The organism is Paenibacillus sp. FSL H7-0326, assembly GCF_001955535.1.
Lineage (GTDB): Bacteria > Bacillota > Bacilli > Paenibacillales > Paenibacillaceae > Paenibacillus > Paenibacillus shunpengii.
In genome coordinates, this window is the sequence record NZ_MPVN01000005.1 from 260,875 (window position 1) to 277,071 (window position 16,197).

Annotated in this window: 15 protein-coding genes and 1 riboswitch; of the genes, 3 read left to right on the top strand and 12 right to left on the bottom strand. The window is 48.9% G+C overall.

Going from position 1 to position 16,197, the window contains the following annotated elements; translation table 11 throughout:
* Positions 1-25 precede the first annotated feature (25 nt).
* The 3 genes from kdpA to BK126_RS22690 all read right to left on the bottom strand — a co-directional run bounded on the left by kdpA (position 26) and on the right by BK126_RS22690 (position 2,371).
* On the bottom strand, positions 26-1,696 hold the full coding sequence (gene kdpA / locus BK126_RS22680) for a potassium-transporting ATPase subunit KdpA (RefSeq protein ID WP_076314811.1): 1,671 nt from the start codon (positions 1,694-1,696) through the stop codon (positions 26-28).
* Between the two features lie 69 nt (positions 1,697-1,765).
* A complete protein-coding gene (kdpF, locus tag BK126_RS30300; protein ID WP_076314812.1) occupies positions 1,766-1,846 on the bottom strand; it encodes a K(+)-transporting ATPase subunit F in 81 nt (26 codons plus the stop codon).
* Between the two features lie 129 nt (positions 1,847-1,975).
* Positions 1,976-2,371, bottom strand: coding sequence for a hypothetical protein (locus BK126_RS22690; protein WP_076314813.1), 396 nt, complete (start codon positions 2,369-2,371; stop codon positions 1,976-1,978).
* Positions 2,372-2,505: 134 nt separating this feature from the next.
* Positions 2,506-2,673, bottom strand: a riboswitch (cyclic di-AMP (ydaO/yuaA leader).
* Positions 2,674-3,037: 364 nt separating this feature from the next.
* Here BK126_RS22690 and BK126_RS22695 point away from each other — a divergent pair.
* On the top strand, positions 3,038-3,484 hold the full coding sequence (locus tag BK126_RS22695) for a hypothetical protein (protein ID WP_143757782.1): 447 nt from the start codon (positions 3,038-3,040) through the stop codon (positions 3,482-3,484).
* A gap of 142 nt (positions 3,485-3,626) precedes the next feature.
* Here the strand turns inward: BK126_RS22695 and BK126_RS22700 are convergent, their stop codons facing one another.
* The 4 genes from BK126_RS22700 to BK126_RS22715 all read right to left on the bottom strand — a co-directional run bounded on the left by BK126_RS22700 (position 3,627) and on the right by BK126_RS22715 (position 8,193).
* Positions 3,627-5,300, bottom strand: a complete 1,674-nt coding sequence (locus tag BK126_RS22700; RefSeq protein WP_076314815.1) for a bifunctional ADP-dependent NAD(P)H-hydrate dehydratase/NAD(P)H-hydrate epimerase — start codon at positions 5,298-5,300, stop codon at positions 3,627-3,629.
* A gap of 67 nt (positions 5,301-5,367) precedes the next feature.
* The gene (locus BK126_RS22705) at positions 5,368-6,000 is read right to left on the bottom strand and encodes an NAD(P)-dependent oxidoreductase (protein ID WP_076314816.1); all 633 of its coding nucleotides are present in this window, start codon (positions 5,998-6,000) and stop codon (positions 5,368-5,370) included.
* Positions 6,001-6,255: 255 nt separating this feature from the next.
* Positions 6,256-7,479: a threonine synthase gene (locus BK126_RS22710; protein WP_076314817.1), complete on the bottom strand. Its 1,224-nt coding sequence runs from the start codon at positions 7,477-7,479 to the stop codon at positions 6,256-6,258.
* Positions 7,480-7,791: 312 nt separating this feature from the next.
* The gene (locus tag BK126_RS22715; protein WP_083656104.1) at positions 7,792-8,193 is read right to left on the bottom strand and encodes a GNAT family N-acetyltransferase; all 402 of its coding nucleotides are present in this window, start codon (positions 8,191-8,193) and stop codon (positions 7,792-7,794) included.
* 365 nt (positions 8,194-8,558) lie between these two features.
* Between BK126_RS22715 and BK126_RS22720 the strand changes: the two genes are divergently transcribed.
* A complete protein-coding gene (locus tag BK126_RS22720) occupies positions 8,559-9,371 on the top strand; it encodes a hypothetical protein (RefSeq protein WP_143757783.1) in 813 nt (270 codons plus the stop codon).
* Between the two features lie 83 nt (positions 9,372-9,454).
* Here BK126_RS22720 and BK126_RS22725 read toward each other — a convergent pair whose 3' ends face one another.
* The 5 genes from BK126_RS22725 to BK126_RS22745 form a co-directional block, all read right to left on the bottom strand.
* Positions 9,455-9,709 carry a YezD family protein gene (locus BK126_RS22725; RefSeq protein ID WP_076314820.1) on the bottom strand — a complete coding sequence of 85 codons (255 nt, stop codon included), beginning with the start codon at positions 9,707-9,709 and terminating at the stop codon, positions 9,455-9,457.
* A 102-nt stretch (positions 9,710-9,811) separates the two neighbouring features.
* Positions 9,812-10,675 (bottom strand): sulfate ABC transporter permease subunit CysW, encoded by an 864-nt coding sequence (gene cysW, locus BK126_RS22730; protein WP_076314821.1) that lies wholly within the window; start codon positions 10,673-10,675, stop codon positions 9,812-9,814.
* Between the two features lie 12 nt (positions 10,676-10,687).
* The gene (cysT, locus tag BK126_RS22735) at positions 10,688-11,524 is read right to left on the bottom strand and encodes a sulfate ABC transporter permease subunit CysT (protein ID WP_076314822.1); all 837 of its coding nucleotides are present in this window, start codon (positions 11,522-11,524) and stop codon (positions 10,688-10,690) included.
* A gap of 82 nt (positions 11,525-11,606) precedes the next feature.
* Positions 11,607-12,677: a sulfate ABC transporter substrate-binding protein gene (locus BK126_RS22740; protein ID WP_076314823.1), complete on the bottom strand. Its 1,071-nt coding sequence runs from the start codon at positions 12,675-12,677 to the stop codon at positions 11,607-11,609.
* A 370-nt stretch (positions 12,678-13,047) separates the two neighbouring features.
* Positions 13,048-14,853, bottom strand: coding sequence for a rhamnogalacturonan lyase (locus tag BK126_RS22745; protein WP_218639263.1), 1,806 nt, complete (start codon positions 14,851-14,853; stop codon positions 13,048-13,050).
* 367 nt (positions 14,854-15,220) lie between these two features.
* Here BK126_RS22745 and BK126_RS22750 point away from each other — a divergent pair, with 367 nt between their 5' ends.
* Positions 15,221-16,162, top strand: a complete 942-nt coding sequence (locus BK126_RS22750; RefSeq protein ID WP_076314825.1) for a class I SAM-dependent methyltransferase — start codon at positions 15,221-15,223, stop codon at positions 16,160-16,162.
* Positions 16,163-16,197 lie beyond the last annotated feature (35 nt).

Consider the following 16,197-nt stretch of genomic DNA (forward strand, 5'->3'; position numbering starts at 1 on the left):
CTTTTATAAGAAAATCATTCCTGCACTATCTGCTCAGCGTCAAATGCTCTGCAATCGGCCCAAGCACCATCGCTGGGAGATAAGTTAGTGCCCCTACAATCAGTACCGTACCAACAAAGACCGCGGCAAACAAATAGGTGTCCGTTCTAAATGTACCTGAGGTCACCGGGATGCTCTTCTTTACAGCCAGTGATCCTGCAACCGCCAGCAGGAGCACAATGGAGAGATATCTGCCCAAGTACATGACAATTCCGGTAGAAATGTTCCAGAACGGTGTAGCATCTCCCAAGCCTTCAAATCCGGAGCCATTATTGGCGGCTGATGAAGTGTACTCATACAGCACCTGTGACAGACCATGGTATCCGGGATTCGATATCGTGTCCGCATTGGTGAACAGCGCCAGCGCTGTAGGAGCCAGAATGAGCAGCGGCTGAATCAGCAGGCTGATCGCAATCAGCTTGATCTCTTTGCCCTCCAGCTTCTTGCCGAGAAATTCAGGGGTGCGTCCCACCATAAGACCGGATAAAAAGACAGCAATGAGTGCGTACATGAGCACGTTCAGGAAGCCGGCTCCCATACCGCCGAACACCGTGTTCAGCATCATATTAGCCAAAGTGACCAGTCCGCCAAGCGGTGTCAGTGTATCATGCATCGTGTTGACTGCTCCTGTCTCGGAGGCGGTCGTTACGACCGAATAGAGAGAAGACAAGGCCACACCGAAGCGGGCTTCTTTCCCCTCCATGCTGCCGCCTTCCTGCTGAACCCCCACAGCCTCAATCGCAGGATTACCGTTCGCTTCAGCACCGAGTGATACCCCCATCAGCACGAGAAACATAATTGCCATGGAGACGAACAGGACACGTCCCTGCTTCTTGTTCCCCACCATTTTGCCATAAGCGAAGGGCAGGGACACCGGGAACAGAAGCATCAGCACCATCTGCAGCAGGTTCGTAAATCCATTAGGATTTTCAAACGGATGAGCCGAGTTTACTCCGAAAAATCCACCGCCGTTATTCCCCACCTGTTTAATGGACAGGAAAGAGCCTACCGGACCTCTCACAATTTCCTGGACTGCACCCTCCAGCGTCGTTACTGCTGCTGTTGCTTTTAACGTCTGTGGAACGCCCGCCGCAACGAACAGAATAGCTGATACAAAAGCAACCGGAAGCAATACCCTTGTTATACTTCGAACGACATCCACGAAGAAGTTACCGAGCGGCTTACCCGTAAGTCCTCTAATAAATGCGATCGCGACCGCAAAAGCCGAAGCCGGTGCAGTGAACATCATGAACACAATGGCGATCATCTGTGATAAATAGCTGAGACCGGATTCTCCGCTGTAATGCTGCAGATTCGTATTGGTCATGAAGCTGATCGCCGTATTAAAAGCAAGCGTAGGCTCCATACCCGCAACACCGCTCGGGTTCAGCGGCAGATGAGCCTGTATCCGAAAGATCAGATAGACGAGTACGATCATGACCGTATTACTGATGACAAAGGAAGCTGCGTACTGCTTCCAGGTTTGATTCGTCTCCTTGATGCCGCTGACAGCATAGAGGGGTCTCTCTATCCATCTGAACCACGGATCGATCCGGGTTGGTTCATAACGAAATGCACTTGCAATATATAGACCTGCAGGACGAGCCAGCAGGAGCACGACCGCTAGGGTCACACAGACGGAAATAACGGTTAACATATCGACTTATCAGCCTCCTGGTAGTTATCATTAACTCATTGTTAGTCGAATTAATTTCTTAATTCGGTTTCAAAATTTCTCTGGGTTAAGCAGTGCGTAGACCAAATAAATGAATACAGCAGCTGCAATAGCGAGCAGCACCCACATCATTTTTGTTCGCTCCCTTCCGAAGTGATTTTGTCTGAGCCTTTGATAACTCCGATTGAAATAAGCGTCAACAAGCTGATCAATACAATCATGATAAAATCCAGCATTTGCTTAGCACCTCCCGATTCCGGTTTATAGTAAGAAAGAGCAGTCGCTGCCGCGGCTGTAGATGACATGTGTCGCACCAAGCCCCCTGTAGATGAGCCGCGGCTTGCTTCTCTCTGAAATGACATAGATTGGCTTACAAGTCCATAAACGGCAGATTTGAATATACTTGCAGCACACCGGCAGACTTTCCTCGAACAGAAATACTTGACCTACGTGAAAATCAGGCGGCTCAGGTGCTTGTTCGGAGAAATCCACTTGAATGACCGGCTCCGTATAGAGCCTTTCCATTTCTTTACGCTCTTGCGCAGAGCCGACCAAAATGGCAAACGGTAAATCTCTCATGCTCAGAGTCTTTATAAACGATCTGCCCGGCTTGCTCCCAGCTGATACGATGATGACGTCGTCGTCTTCAACGGACATCTGTTCATTCCCCTCCTGTTTCTCCCTTCCATCCGGCCATAAAAAAGAAGCTGGGCAAGAGAAATCTCTCCCGCACAGCTTCTTATTCAGGCAGGCGGGAACAAGCCGCTGCCTATTAAGAGCTCGGATCTAAGAAAGTCTCTCTGGATACGCTGACGAGGTTAGCTGTCGGATTCGGGCGTGAGAGTCGCCCTACCTGTACGAAGCACAAATTTTATGCTCTTTAGGATTCACCCCAAGAAGCCTTATAACAGGCCTCAATGGTTCCCCCGCTCCTTTTAAGGATTAAGCGGTATGAAATTGTATGGCGCAAAGCTTTTATGCCATGAATCATAATCCTGACCCGATGCGCTGTAAAGAAAGTCCGGTCCTCATATATGACGAATTTCAATTCATTGGTCCTACAGAGAGGATTGATACCTCCATTATTCTCTTCGTTACTCTCTCTAACTCCATTTTACTTGCTTTTTGCGCAAGAAGCTGACAACGATAGATAAAGGTTCAATAGGTCGAGATTAGCCATGAATTAACCGCTTACTTTCATCCATTTCGTCCGATTTGCTGAAAAACCGGCTTTTTTAGAACAAGACTCATTTTACTCGTCTGTGGCTTCTGCTATATGATGATCAACATAATAACGAGGTGATTAATGGAGGATGAATGCTTGTGGCACTCGCCTATATGGGAAACAATTCAGTACCTGCTTACCCGACGGATGCGATCAGCTCGATGGAAATCATACGCTATGATCCACGCCGTCTTCCTTATTTGACAGAGGAGAAACATCATTACTGCGGATTATTTAAAATAACCTGCGGGTCGGCACACGGTTTTGCCGAATTTGAGCTGCCACAGGAGAGTGCTCCGGGGGATCTGATCCCATGGATCTCTGTGTTTGCCGTCCTGAAGGAGCTGACCGTGGAGCAGGCCAAGCTCTGTGTTGCAGATCATGAGCAGGAATGGGGAATGGAACGGGCACGAATAGCCGAGGAAGCACTCGCAGATCTGCAAATGATACAGGAAGCGGACGAAGAACTGCAACCTGTCATAAGCTCCAGACTGCTCGTTCGTTCTTTTTTGATGGAGTATGGGCTGACGTATTATTCCTTCTAAATTCCCATGATGATAAAACGCGCGGCGGTAAGATACACTTCAATTCTAAACGTAAAAAGGACACGCTTCTGCGTGTCCTTATATTTACTTGTAGATCTGTGAGCGTGGCGCTATACCATTGATTCCTTGTTGATATTCGATATCACAATGCGTCAATAATATCGCCGGCGGTAATGCCTCCCGGATGATGCCGCTTGTAAGCAGCACGTTCTCCGGAGAGTCCGTGCAGATATACACCATATGCTGCTGCCTGCTCAGCGCTCCAACCTTGGGCCAATAGACCCGCTATGATGCCGGTCAGCACGTCCCCTGCTCCCCCGGTTCCCATGCCGGGGTGTCCGGTCAGGTTAATATAGGTGCTGCCTGAAGGAGCAGCAATGACCGTGCGCGAGCCCTTGAGCACAAGGATAACGCCTGTACGCTCTGCATATACTGCCGCATGGGTGATCCGATCTTGCTGGACGTCCTTCGTAGATATCCCCATCAATCGAGCCATCTCCCCTGGATGCGGCGTCAGAATGAGCGGTGCAGTCCGGGACATCCCTAGGAAGAAATCCTCCCCTCCTGCTGCAGCCATATTGAGTGCATCGGCATCAAGTACAATAGGTACATCACATGCTTCAACAATGCGGCGAAGCCACCTTGTATCTCCCTCAAAGCGCCCAAGCCCCGGCCCAATGGCCAGCACATCCTTGCCCTCCGCAAGCTGTATAACTCGCTCGGCTGACTCCTCCGTCCACAGCCCGTCTTTTCCTCTCACCGCATCGGCGAGCATCAGCTCAGGCACCTTGCCGATGACATGCGGCATCAGCTCATAAGGCAGTGCCCAAGTGGCAAGACCGCAGCCTGACCGGAGCGAAGCATGTGCACTCAGAAGCCCGGCCCCGCTCATGGCAAGAGTCCCGGCAGTAAGCAGCACATGTCCATAGGTTCCCTTATGCCCCTCGCCTGATCTTCGGAGCGCCAGATCCATTCCAAGCGACCCTTCCAGCACCTCTTCTGTAAGGACTTGTACAGTTCCGCCCTGATCCGCTGCGAGCTTAGGAGGGATTCCAATGGATCTTACAACGATGCGGCCTGCTGCCTCTGCACCAGGATACTGAGTCAGTCCTCGTTTCAACAAGCCGAAGCACACCGTCACCTCCGACCGGATATGAGGCTCATAGAGCTCTCCTGTATCTGCATTTAATCCGCTTGGAATATCTGCTGAGACAATAGGGAGTCCGCTCTCATTAGCCTCACGGATCAAGGCTGCATACGCCTTGCGCGGCGGGCCGTCGCTTCCAGTGCCCAATAGCGCATCTACGATGCCGGTAACGCCTTGAAATGACAGCTGCTCCTTCTCGCTATATACGACTGCCGGAATGCTGTATGCCGCTGCCGCGTCCCTTTGAAGTGCAGCATCCTGCTCCAGCGTTGAAGGTGGAACAGCATAAACAATCGTTACTTTCATACCCGCCTCTTGCAAATGCCGGGCACACACAAGTCCATCGCCGCCGTTATTTCCTTTTCCAGTGAGTATATACCAATGTTCCTGGCTTCGGTCATTGATGTGTAATGTCTCTTCGGTACGAATCGTACCTCTCACACCACGCCACTCTTCAAATGCCCTGCGATGGTTATCCTCATCTTCCTCCAATGGGTCCCTCGGTGTTCTCCGATCTATCCGCCCATTCTGCGCTTCACGGCACAGCTTCACCACTTCTTCGGCGAGTGCCTTGCCTGCATTCTCCATCAGGCTTGCCGAAGGAACGCCGATCTTCTCGATTACGATGTAATCAAGCTCACGCATCTGCTTCGCGGTTACAACATACATCTTGTCCAGCCCCTCCTATCAAAAAGAGCGAGGAATCTATACCTCGCTCGCTAAGATGAACTTTCTTCTAATAGGCCACGGTAAATCGGGACCCGCTGAAATACGGATCATCCGCTTCATCCACCATAGCCGCTGCATAATCTTCGACAGATATTCGGCTCTGCCCTGCTTCATCCAGAATAAGACGATCTGTGCCAATTCGGAAATTGCCTGTACGGCGACCAGGTTCAATCGTTGCTGCCGGACTCAAATAAGTCCAGTCCAGATCGGACTCCTCGTAAATATGAAATGCATCCCGATGTGCGAGCGCCAGCGGTCTAACCTCTTCTGGGAATTCCGGAGTCTCCATGAGCGGCACTCCGCTATCGGTCAGCAGACTGCCTGCTCCGCCAACGACAAGGAGACGCTGAACTCCACTGTTTCGAATGCCCTCGACGAGGGAACGTGCGGCCTCGACCAATTCCTCTTCCTTACCGAACTCAGGACCGTATGCGCTAATAACCACATCATGTCCCTTCACGGCTTCAGCAACCGATTCAGGCTTAAGAATGTCGCCCTCGACGATGGTGAGTCCCTCACGCTTCTCGTTAAATTTAAACCGATTACGCACAATCGCAGTTACCGTCATTTTTCTTCCCAATGCTTCATCCAAGATCGCTTGTCCAATCGTTCCCGTTGCTCCATATAAAGCTATGTTCATATTATTCAGTCCTCATTTCTGTTCTATGCTAGTGTAAGCTTACTTTATATTAATCAGGTACGCTCTCTATTAAAACGTCAATTGTTTACATCTCCTGCTCCATGGCTTAGTTATGCTTCTCTCATCCACAAAAGATACGCCAAGCAATATTAGAAACGATCCCTCTTCACCATACACTATTTGATATTCACAAGAAAAGCCATCTTGCCCAACTGGAGCGAGATGGCTTCCTACTAATAATTTGTATATGTTCTATTATGTCAGCGCCTTAGGAATCGTATCTCCCGGGTTCAGCAGCGGAACATCGCCGGATATCGTTTCCGGATACTTAATGCCCGTACCCGTATTGAGGACAATCACCTTCTCGTTGTCCTGAATCCATCCGTTAGCCCGAAGTATACGTGCGGCAGCAAAAGCTGCAGCACCTTCCGGACAAATGAACGATCCTTCCATCCGGGCTGCCTTTCGCTGTTCAGACAAAATTTCCTCTTCCGTTACAGCGATGGCAGCTCCATCCGTCTCATATATGGCATCCAGTACAAGAAAATCTCCAATCGCTTTGGGTACATTAATGCCAAAGGCAATCGTCTCCGAATCGGACCAGAATTCCGATTCAGACGCATTCTGCTCCCAAGCTTTCACAATTGGAGCACAGCCAGCAGCCTGTACAGCAACCAGCTTCGGCAGACGACCGGTTATAAAGCCCAATTCTTGAAGCTCTTGCAGACCCTTAAAGATTCCGATCAAGCCGACACCGCCGCCTGTCGGATACAGAATAACGTCCGGCATCTGCCAGCCCAGCTGTTCTGCAATCTCCAGTCCCATCGTCTTCTTGCCCTCAATCCGATAAGGCTCCTTAAGCGTGGATGCATCGTAGATCCCCTCTGATCGGACCTTATCTGCAACAATCTTGCCTGCATCACTGATTAGTCCGTTCACGAGGTACAAATCCGCACCTGCGGCAATACATTCATTACGCGTAATCAGCGGTGCGTCAACAGGCATTACAATGGTTGCCTGAATTCCGGCACGAGCTGCATATAAGGACCAGGCCGCACCAGCATTCCCATTTGTCGGCATCGCAAATTTGGATACGCCAAGTTCTTTGGCTTTGGATATACCGACGGCAGCACCGCGTGACTTGAATGACCCGCTCGGAGTCAAGCCTTCATCCTTCATATACAGCTGAGGAATCGCCATATCCATTCCGAGACTCGGCATACGAAGCAGCGGTGTCATCCCCTCACCCAATGTAATCACATGCTCCGGCTCCCTCACGGGAAGCAGCTCATGGTATCTCCACAGGTTCATCTCCCTGCCTAGTAAAGATTCAGGGTTCCATACCTTCTTAAGACTATCCAGATCGTATCGGGCGTTTAACGGAGATCCGCAAGTGCACAGTTGTTGAACGCCGGTTGTATGATATATCAGTCCGCACTTTGGACATTCCAAATGACTCAAATAGCTGTATTGTCCCATATGAACATACATCTCCTCACTTTATAACGACCTAAGTGACGTGAAAAAGATTGGTGCTATGAATGTAAATAAGTGTTCACTCTTCTATTACAGAGTGAGGACACAGTAATGTCTTAATGCAGCCTATTTACTACTCTGTAATGATGAGCAATGAGCTAAAAAAATGGCCTCCTATTGCTTCTGAAACATCTCAGAATACCAGGGGCCATCTGCAATCATTCGCATCTAAAATGTATATCTATTATCTTTTCATAGTGGAAGTTGTTTGTCAATGCGGCCAAAAGTCTTATTTCCTCTTATTTACATTATTCTCTATTTTTGTTTCCAATGCATGCCTGCAGATTCCGGTGCAGAATGTGTAAATCCATACTGCTCATATAATCGATCAGCCGGGATATCAGCCAGAAGCGACACGAGGCCCTTCTCAGGGACATGCTCATCCAAGTATTTTCGAACCTCTCCCATAATGGTCTTCCCATATCCTTTGCCCTGGTAATCAGGATTAACGGCAATATCTGTCACGAAAAACTGTAATCCACCGTCGCCGACAACCCTGCCCATGCCGATGAGCTTGCCTTCTTCCATTAAACTGACCGCGAATAGCGTATTCGGCAGTCCTTTCTGAGCACCGTCAAGACTCATCAAAGACAGGCCCGCAGCTTTTCGAAGATCCAGATAGTCTTGTGGCGAAGGAATTTGGTATGTAACTTCCATGTCTATAGTCCACCCCATATGATTTTTTTAGTAAAAGTAACTCCATTTCATACCTTATTAAAACGATAAATTTGATTCCAATATACTGCCTCTCTAGACTTACCATATTACGACTTAATTATTTCAGGCTGCTCCATAACTCGATCTGATCCACGAAGCTAGTTTACGATATTTATAGCAATAAAGAAAACACATGTTCCTTTCCTGCATGCTTCTCGTGTTTAATTTTTCCCACGTTCCCTTTTCGACTTGAAAACCCCTGGTTCGTGTGCAATAGTGAGAGAAGGTATCGCCGCTTTTAGTGTAAAGGAGGGAGAAGCCTGAGCTCTATTGTACAAATTGACGGCATCTCGCTGTCCGCACAGGTGATTGCTATTGCCGCCTTCATGATCGTGCTGCTGCTGTGGCTCTACATATATCATGCATCCAGCTTGCGACAGGGCAAGTACCGACGAATGGATGATCTTCAGGACACGCTCTACACCTACTCCAAGCTTGCAGGACATTTGACCCTGGGGCTGAAGAAAGACGGTCTTCCAGGGGAGCCTCTGCACGGAGCACTCATCCTCGCGCTTCAGGAGAGCAAATCCGCACCCTGCCTCACGCCGCATCTGAGAGAGCAGATTCAGGCCTGCCTTGCAGAAGGAGACGAAGCAGGACTCCAATTACTCTCACGTTCTTTGGAGCGGGAAATGACCCGGCTGGCTGCCGAACGAGACCGATTGTTCTCTTCCGTGCACTCCCCAAGATGGGGACAAGCACTATGGCAGATTATCCAGCCTCTGTTCGCCCCCCTTGCAGCGGTAGGTATCGCTGTTCTGTTGTACCAATTCATGACAGGAGCAAGAGATATTACCGAGGGAAGCTCTGCATGGGAATGGGTGTTGCTGAGCGCAAGACTTGTATCCGGCATGATATCAATCGCATACGTTTATATTCTCATCTTGATGAGGCCGCGCACGGCCGCCGGATTAATAACCAATCTGCTGTCCTTAGTCATTATTCTGGCAGCACTATTTCATCTGATCGGGCTTGCTGCTGCTCCTTATGTTCTGGGAGGACAGCTGATTCTGTTCCTGCTTGGATTCAAATGGAGCAAACCGCCTTCCCGCAAAGAACGGCCTTATGCCGGGCAATTCGCAGCCATGGACAAGCAAGATTCACGGCTCTATCGTTAGCACAACCTAAATAAGCAGCTCCCCTGGCTTCTGTAGAATCCAGGGGAGCTGCTTATTTTCATTTCAGCATACAAGAATAATGTTTATGAAGACCCAGATTTGCGCAGTGCACGCGGACCACTCGCTACGGAGTCAGCTGATCCTGCAGCTGCACTGCGAGATTTGCCCGATTTAGAGGTATTGGAAGATGTGTTCTCATAACGTTTGCGCTCGGTCCGCTCCATCTGCACAATCTGTCCTTCATGGACAATGATGGACAAGGAACCAAATTCCATTTCATTCAACAAACTGGCGATACGATCCATCCACACTTCATCGACTTTTAGCGGTTTAGTCATTATTAACGCCTCCTAATTAAATCGGGCCTATTAGCGTACCCTGCTTACTTATTCAAACCTATAGCTCGAATCTGCAGGAACACACCCTGACTTCAGAAAGCTCTAATGCGTACCCTTCCTTGTAAACCAGCTCTTGAGTATAAGCGTAATTAGGGCAAGCACGAGCAGCAGGGATGCAACCGCAAATGAAGCGGCGAACTGATACTCGTTATACAGAATTTCCACATGGAGCGGCAGCGTATTTGTCAGTCCGCGAATGTGACCCGATACGACAGACACCGCTCCGAATTCCCCCATCGCTCTGGCATTACACAAGATGACACCGTACAGAAGCCCCCACTTGATGTTCGGTAACGTCACTTGGAAGAATACTCTCCAGCCCTTAGCCCCCAGCATCACAGCGGCTTCTTCCTCCTGTGTTCCCTGATCCTCCATCAGCGGGATCAGCTCGCGTGCTACAAACGGGAACGTAATGAACAAAGTAGCCAATACGATACCCGGAACGGCAAAGATAATCTTCATATCCCATGATTCTAATAAAGGTCCCAGCCAGCCGTGAGATCCAAATACGAGAACAAGCATCAGGCCGGCCACAACAGGTGAAATGGAGAAGGGCAGATCGATTAATGTAATGAGCAGACCCTTTCCGCGAAATTGAAATTTCGTAATAACCCAAGCCGCTGCAATCCCGAACACGGTATTCAGGGGTACTGTAATTACAGCGACCAGCAGCGTAAGCCTTAGTGCAGCTAATGCATCTTCATTTGAAAGTGCTGCGATAAATACTCCTACGCCCTGCTTCAGGGCTTCGGTAATAACAATCACAAGGGGCAAAATAAACAGCCAGCCCATCACTAGAGTGGCTGCTCCTATGAGCACCCACTTCACCCAAGGCGCTTCTGTCGTCGCCCGGGATGGTTTATTATTCGTCCGTGTACTTGCTCCTATAGGTACAACTCCTGCCATGATGTATTCCTCCTATTTGCGGGATGTCTTTCGGCTCCAGCGCTGTAGTGTATTAATTAGAAATAACAGAACAAAGGAGACGATAAGCAGCAGCAGCGCAACGGCTGTTGCTCCTGCATAATCGAACTGCTCAAGCTGTGTCATGATGAGGAGCGGAGCAATCTCCGTCTTCATCGGCATATTGCCTGAAATGAATACAACTGAGCCGTACTCACCGATCCCTCTTGCAAAGGCTAGAGCAAAACCGGTGAGCAGTGGAGGTATAAGATCTGGCAGAATGACCTTCCGGAAAGTCAGCCAGCGTCCAGCCCCAAGCGTAGCCGCTGCTTCCTCTACATCCTTCTCCAGCTCGGCCAGAACAGGCTGAACTGTACGTACCACAAACGGAATACCGATAAACATCAAGGCAAGCGTAATTCCAAGCTGGGAGAATGCAATCCGAATACCCAGCGGTTCAACAATGGAACCAATCCACCCGTTCGGTGCATAGAGCGCTGTGAGCGCAACACCAGCAACTGCCGTGGGAAGTGCAAAGGGCAGATCAATGATAGCATCAAATATTTTCTTGCCGGGGAACTCGTATCGGACCAGAACCCAGGCTAGCAGCAGCCCTAGAAACAGGTTGGCAAATGCAGCCAAGCCTGCAGTCGTAAAGCTGACTCGGAACGAGGCGAGAATTCTTGGATCCGTAGCCATATCCGCAAATTTTGCCCAAGTAAGCCCTGTCGAATTAAACAGCAGTGCTGCCAGTGGAATCAAGACAACCAAGCTTAAATACAGCACCGTAAATCCCATATTTATTCCAAAGCCCGGAAGTACTCTGATCCGGGAGGTTCCTGCCCTGCTCATGCTTACTCATCCCTTCATGCCTCCGGGTTGTTCCCGGTCGGTGGCTCTCGTCTTTTTGATCCTTGCTATTCTTAGAGCTTAATCAACTGCCTGGTGCATAGATCTGAGAGAATACTCCACCCTCACTGAAATGCTTCTCTTGTGTCTCTCTCCATGTACCAAAGACATCCTGCAGAGTAAACAGCTCAAGCTCAGGGAAATTTTCTTTGTATTGCTCTGCTACCGTATCAAGTGTCGCACGGTAATAGTTCTCGGCAGCGATCTTCTGTCCTTCTTCACTATATAAATATTCTAAGTAAGCTTCCGCCACTTCACGTGTTCCTTTTTTATCTACATTCTTGTCTACAATAGCTACCGGTGGTTCAGCCAAAATACTGACTGACGGGTACACGATGTCGAACTTGTCTGGACCCAGCTCCTTAATGGAGAGCAAGGCTTCATTCTCCCAAGCGAGCAACACGTCCCCGATTCCCCGTTCTACGAAAGTCGTCGTTGAACCACGTGCCCCTGTGTCAAGTACAGGCGTATGCTTAAACAGCTCTGTCACAAATTCTTTTGCCTTGGCCTCGTCATTGTTATTCTGCTTGAGTGCGTAACCCCATGCAGCAAGGTAGTTCCAACGGGCTCCCCCTGAAGTCTGCGGATTTGGAGTTATAACCTCTACGCCATCCTTAATGAGATCATCCCAATCCTGAATTCCTTCCGGATTCCCTTTTCTAACCAGAAAAACAATGGTTGAAGTATACGGCGAGCTGTTAAGCTCATATTTGTCCTGCCAGCCTTCATTAATCAGACCCGCGTCTTCAATGGCATCAATGTCGTAGCCCAAAGCGAGTGTAACGACATCTGCTTCCAAACCGTCAATGACAGATCGGCTTTGTTTGCCTGAGCCCCCATGGGACTGGTTGATCGTTACTTTTTGCCCTTTCTCCTTCTCCCAATAGGCTGCAAAAGCGGTATTATACTGCTCATATAACTCGCGGGTAGGATCGTAAGAAACGTTAAGAAGCTCAACTGTACCACTACCACTTGCACTTCCACTTCCACTTCCATTAGCATTATTGTCCGTGTTTTCACTTCCGCATGCCGCTAGTGCAGCGGCGAGCAATACAGCGACACCTATCTTAAGACCTTTGCGAATACCTCTCTTCATAAAGACACCCCTTCTTATTAAATCTGCCATCCATTTATGCCATTATTATTGATAGTAAAAACGGAGGAACAAGCAGCAAGGATAGATCGGTCAAACCGGCTTATCATCCGTGTCTGCTGTTCTATGCTGCCATTGTTCATCCGCTAGTTAAGGCAGGGCAACATAATCGGTTATTCCTACCTGTTTAGTATGTTATGTTACATTTTAATGAGGCAGACTATGGCTGTCAAACATTTTTTAACAATTATAGATAGTAAAAGATACAAACTCTCTTTTTTCCAAATCACATCCCAACTCCACTCTGATTTCAGATCAAAAAAAGAACCGCATTCCATATGCGGTCCCTCGTTACCTGTTATTTAGTTGTGCATTATGGCCCTCCGACCAGTCGAATATTCGGTGCAGGCGGCGTGCTCATCCCCGTTCCCAAGTAGAAGCCGGTATGCGGCGGCTGATTGTAGGCCACATTTTGCCATGCGATGCCAAGACGGTAGATCGGGTCGTGCATCAAGGTGTAGATCCGCTGATCCGTAACTGCAGTCGTTGTGTAGATCCGAAGAGCTGTACTGTCATCTGTCCGCCACACCGCTTCCTCCCGCCAGTCTCCCAGCAGGTCAGCCTGAAGGTTTGGAGTCGCCTTCGTTCCATTATTGCTTGCTGCTCCTGTAGCAGTCAGCAGATTCGTTGTTGTGGATGTTTCATAATTCCATTTATCAATTCGGTTATTATCCAGCAGCTCCCTGCTCAGATCTCCGTCCCACCAGATTCCAAAATTCGTAGACGGTACCTTGTTAACAATAACCTGCCCCTTCGCTGTATACAGTACTCCGTTGGCCCAAACCTCCGCTCCTTTGTAACGAGGATCAATGTCTGAGGCCATTCCTCTGCCTATGTCCTTGGTCGTTGGTACTCCCCAGATTAAGGCCCCGGAATCGGCATCTCTGAATTCGATGCCCGCATTTGAAGGAACCTCATGAACCTGGAATACCTCAAGTCCAGCCCGATCCGGATCCAGATCGCTCAGGTGCATCGCATCGCCGTGGCCAAGTCCTGTCGTATACAAGCCCTGACCATTATCATCAACCGCCATTGCGCCATATATAATTTCATCTCTTCCATCGTTATCCACGTCGCCAACACTTAAATTATGATTCCCTTGACCGGCATAACCCGAATTCCCGGACGAATTGGAATCAAAGGTCCACCGCTTGGTGAGCTGACCATTTCTATAATCATAGGCTACTAGAACAGACCGGGTGTAGTATCCTCTCGCCATGACCAGACTCGGTCTTTCTCCATCAAGATAGGCAATGCCTGCAAGGAAGCGATCAACCCGATTGCCATAATTATCTCCCCAATTGCTTACGGTGCCGCGCGGCGGCTCGTAATTCACTGTAGTGAGCACTCGGCCCGTCTGGCCGTTAAATACGGTCAGATACTCCGGCCCCGATAATATATAGCCGCTGCTGTTCCGATAATCCTTTCTTCCATCACCGATGACCGTGCCTGCAGCGTCTTTGGTACCGTCAGCCGTTTTCATTGCAACTTCGGCCTTGCCGTCGCCATCCAGATCGTAGACCATAAACTGAGTATAATGCGCGCCTGCCCGAATATTTTTGCCGAGACTGATCCGCCAGAGTCTTGTTCCATCAAGCTTGTACGCATCAATAAATACTTCACCCGTATAGCCGCTCTGCGAATTGTCTTTGGCGTTCGACGGGTCCCATTTTACAATCAGCTCATATTTGCCGTCTCCATCCAGATCGCCCGCGCTCGCGTCATTGGCACTATACGTATAAGCTACACCGTCAGGGGTTGTCCCCCCAGCAGGCTTCACCAGAGGCACATTCAAATAGTTTGTTCCCCACACGCTTGCTGCCGGAGAAGCCGCCTGCTCCGTACCATTCACGACGGCTCTTACCGTATATTTCGAGCTTGTTGATCCCGCATTATCCTGCAGATTCGTACTGTTTGTTATTGGGGAGGAATTCACCTTCGTCCCATCCCGATACACATTGAATCCAACGTTAGAGCCTTCGGTTCCGAGAAGCCGCCAGCTGACGAATACACCTGTGCCTGTTTTTACAGCAACGACGCCTCGATCCAGGTACTCCATTTGTCTAGGATTTGCTGCTCTGGCGTCATCTGGCGATACACCAAAGCACCCACCAATCATGGCTGCACTGAGCATAGCGAGCCCGGCCGTTCGCCAGCTGCGTTTTTTGGTTAACATGACATAGCCTCCTTTAATTTAAGAAAACGATCTGCCTGGGATACCCATTATTGTAAGCGCTTTATATTGTGAGTAGAATTATATTTTATACAAGTAATTCCATAAATAGGTCCTTTATCATAAATCGTATTTAAATATCAGACTTTTTCGGGCAGGCAAAGGATATTGGCTATTGGAGGACACAAGTTTTACTCATAGGGGATGAATGCTTATACGAGATCGCGGTGCCCGGAATACAACTAAAGAAGAGCAAAGATATAAGTAAAGACCTGCAACCTGCGGCAGGCCTGTTAGAAAAGAGGGGATTTTCTTGAGAATCGATCTAGGCTGTGGACGGCAGAAATTTCCCGGATGCATCGGTATTGACTTGATTCCTTATGATGGGGTGGATCTGGTCCATAATATAAATGATCCTCTTCCGTTTAATGACAACAGTGCTGAATTTCTTATTGCTTCACACAGCCTTCAGTATGTACATGATCTGAATAACGTCTTGCGTGAGATTTACCGGGTATGTAAGCATAAAGCCATTGTATGTATCGTGGCTCCTTATGCCCACGTAACTGCCAATATGGTGAACCCGCTGTATAAACAGCAATTCAACGAGCATTCCCCCCGCTACTGGACACAGGATAATCACAAGCTGATTGGTGATGAGGAGCATTTCTTCTCCTGGCCATCCACATGGTCCCTCGCTGAACCGATCCCGGGAGCGGCTCCAATCGATTTAAGACTGATCCGAATGGAGTTTTTTTATTTCCCTGAATACGGAGCGTATGATGATCTGGAGCTCGTGCTCCTTCGGCAGAGCCAATTAAATGTGGCCTATCAAATTATGTATCATTTCCTTGTTATCAAGGAACCTGTATCATCACCCGATCTTGAAATGTGGGGATCCTGCGAATTGGAAGAGCCGCTGTACATTAAGGAACAGAGAGCTTCATTCCGAAATCTCCGCTATGGCGATCAATGGGTGCAGACAGAACATCTCTCCGCAATATTGGACGCAGATCACTCACGACACTCGCATCATGTACTTGAAGGAAGCACCACTCCATCCGCTCATGATCCTCATCCGGCCGTTCCAGGGCCTTCTCCTGATATCGCTCCCTTGGACAAGAAGCGTCCCCATAGATCCGGCAGGAGTACGAAGGCAAATCAATCTCGACTTTCCAGATACAGCAGATCAAAGAATGGGTCTGCCAAAAACAAATCAAGGATAAACAAGAAGAAGCCCGGGAAAAGGAATTGATTCCCCGGGCCTTTCATTTGTGCTTTTTTAATACT

Bases quoted from the DNA above. Each gene is read 5' to 3' on its own strand.
- BK126_RS22725 (WP_076314820.1), bottom strand. From the start codon at position 9,709: ATGACTAAACCGCTAAAAGTCGATGAAGTGTGGATGGATCGTATCGCC.
- BK126_RS22700 (WP_076314815.1), bottom strand. From the start codon at position 5,300: ATGTATGTTGTAACCGCGAAGCAGATGCGTGAGCTTGATTACATCGTA.
- BK126_RS22740 (WP_076314823.1), bottom strand. From the start codon at position 12,677: ATGAAGAGAGGTATTCGCAAAGGTCTTAAGATAGGTGTCGCTGTATTG.
- BK126_RS22715 (WP_083656104.1), bottom strand. From the start codon at position 8,193: ATGGAAGTTACATACCAAATTCCTTCGCCACAAGACTATCTGGATCTT.
- BK126_RS22705 (WP_076314816.1), bottom strand. From the start codon at position 6,000: ATGAACATAGCTTTATATGGAGCAACGGGAACGATTGGACAAGCGATC.
- BK126_RS22710 (WP_076314817.1), bottom strand. From the start codon at position 7,479: ATGGGACAATACAGCTATTTGAGTCATTTGGAATGTCCAAAGTGCGGA.
- BK126_RS22690 (WP_076314813.1), bottom strand. From the start codon at position 2,371: ATGTCCGTTGAAGACGACGACGTCATCATCGTATCAGCTGGGAGCAAG.
- kdpA (WP_076314811.1), bottom strand. From the start codon at position 1,696: ATGTTAACCGTTATTTCCGTCTGTGTGACCCTAGCGGTCGTGCTCCTG.
- cysT (WP_076314822.1), bottom strand. From the start codon at position 11,524: ATGAGCAGGGCAGGAACCTCCCGGATCAGAGTACTTCCGGGCTTTGGA.
- cysW (WP_076314821.1), bottom strand. From the start codon at position 10,675: ATGGCAGGAGTTGTACCTATAGGAGCAAGTACACGGACGAATAATAAA.
- kdpF (WP_076314812.1), bottom strand. From the start codon at position 1,846: ATGATGTGGGTGCTGCTCGCTATTGCAGCTGCTGTATTCATTTATTTG.
- BK126_RS22745 (WP_218639263.1), bottom strand. From the start codon at position 14,853: ATGATTGGTGGGTGCTTTGGTGTATCGCCAGATGACGCCAGAGCAGCA.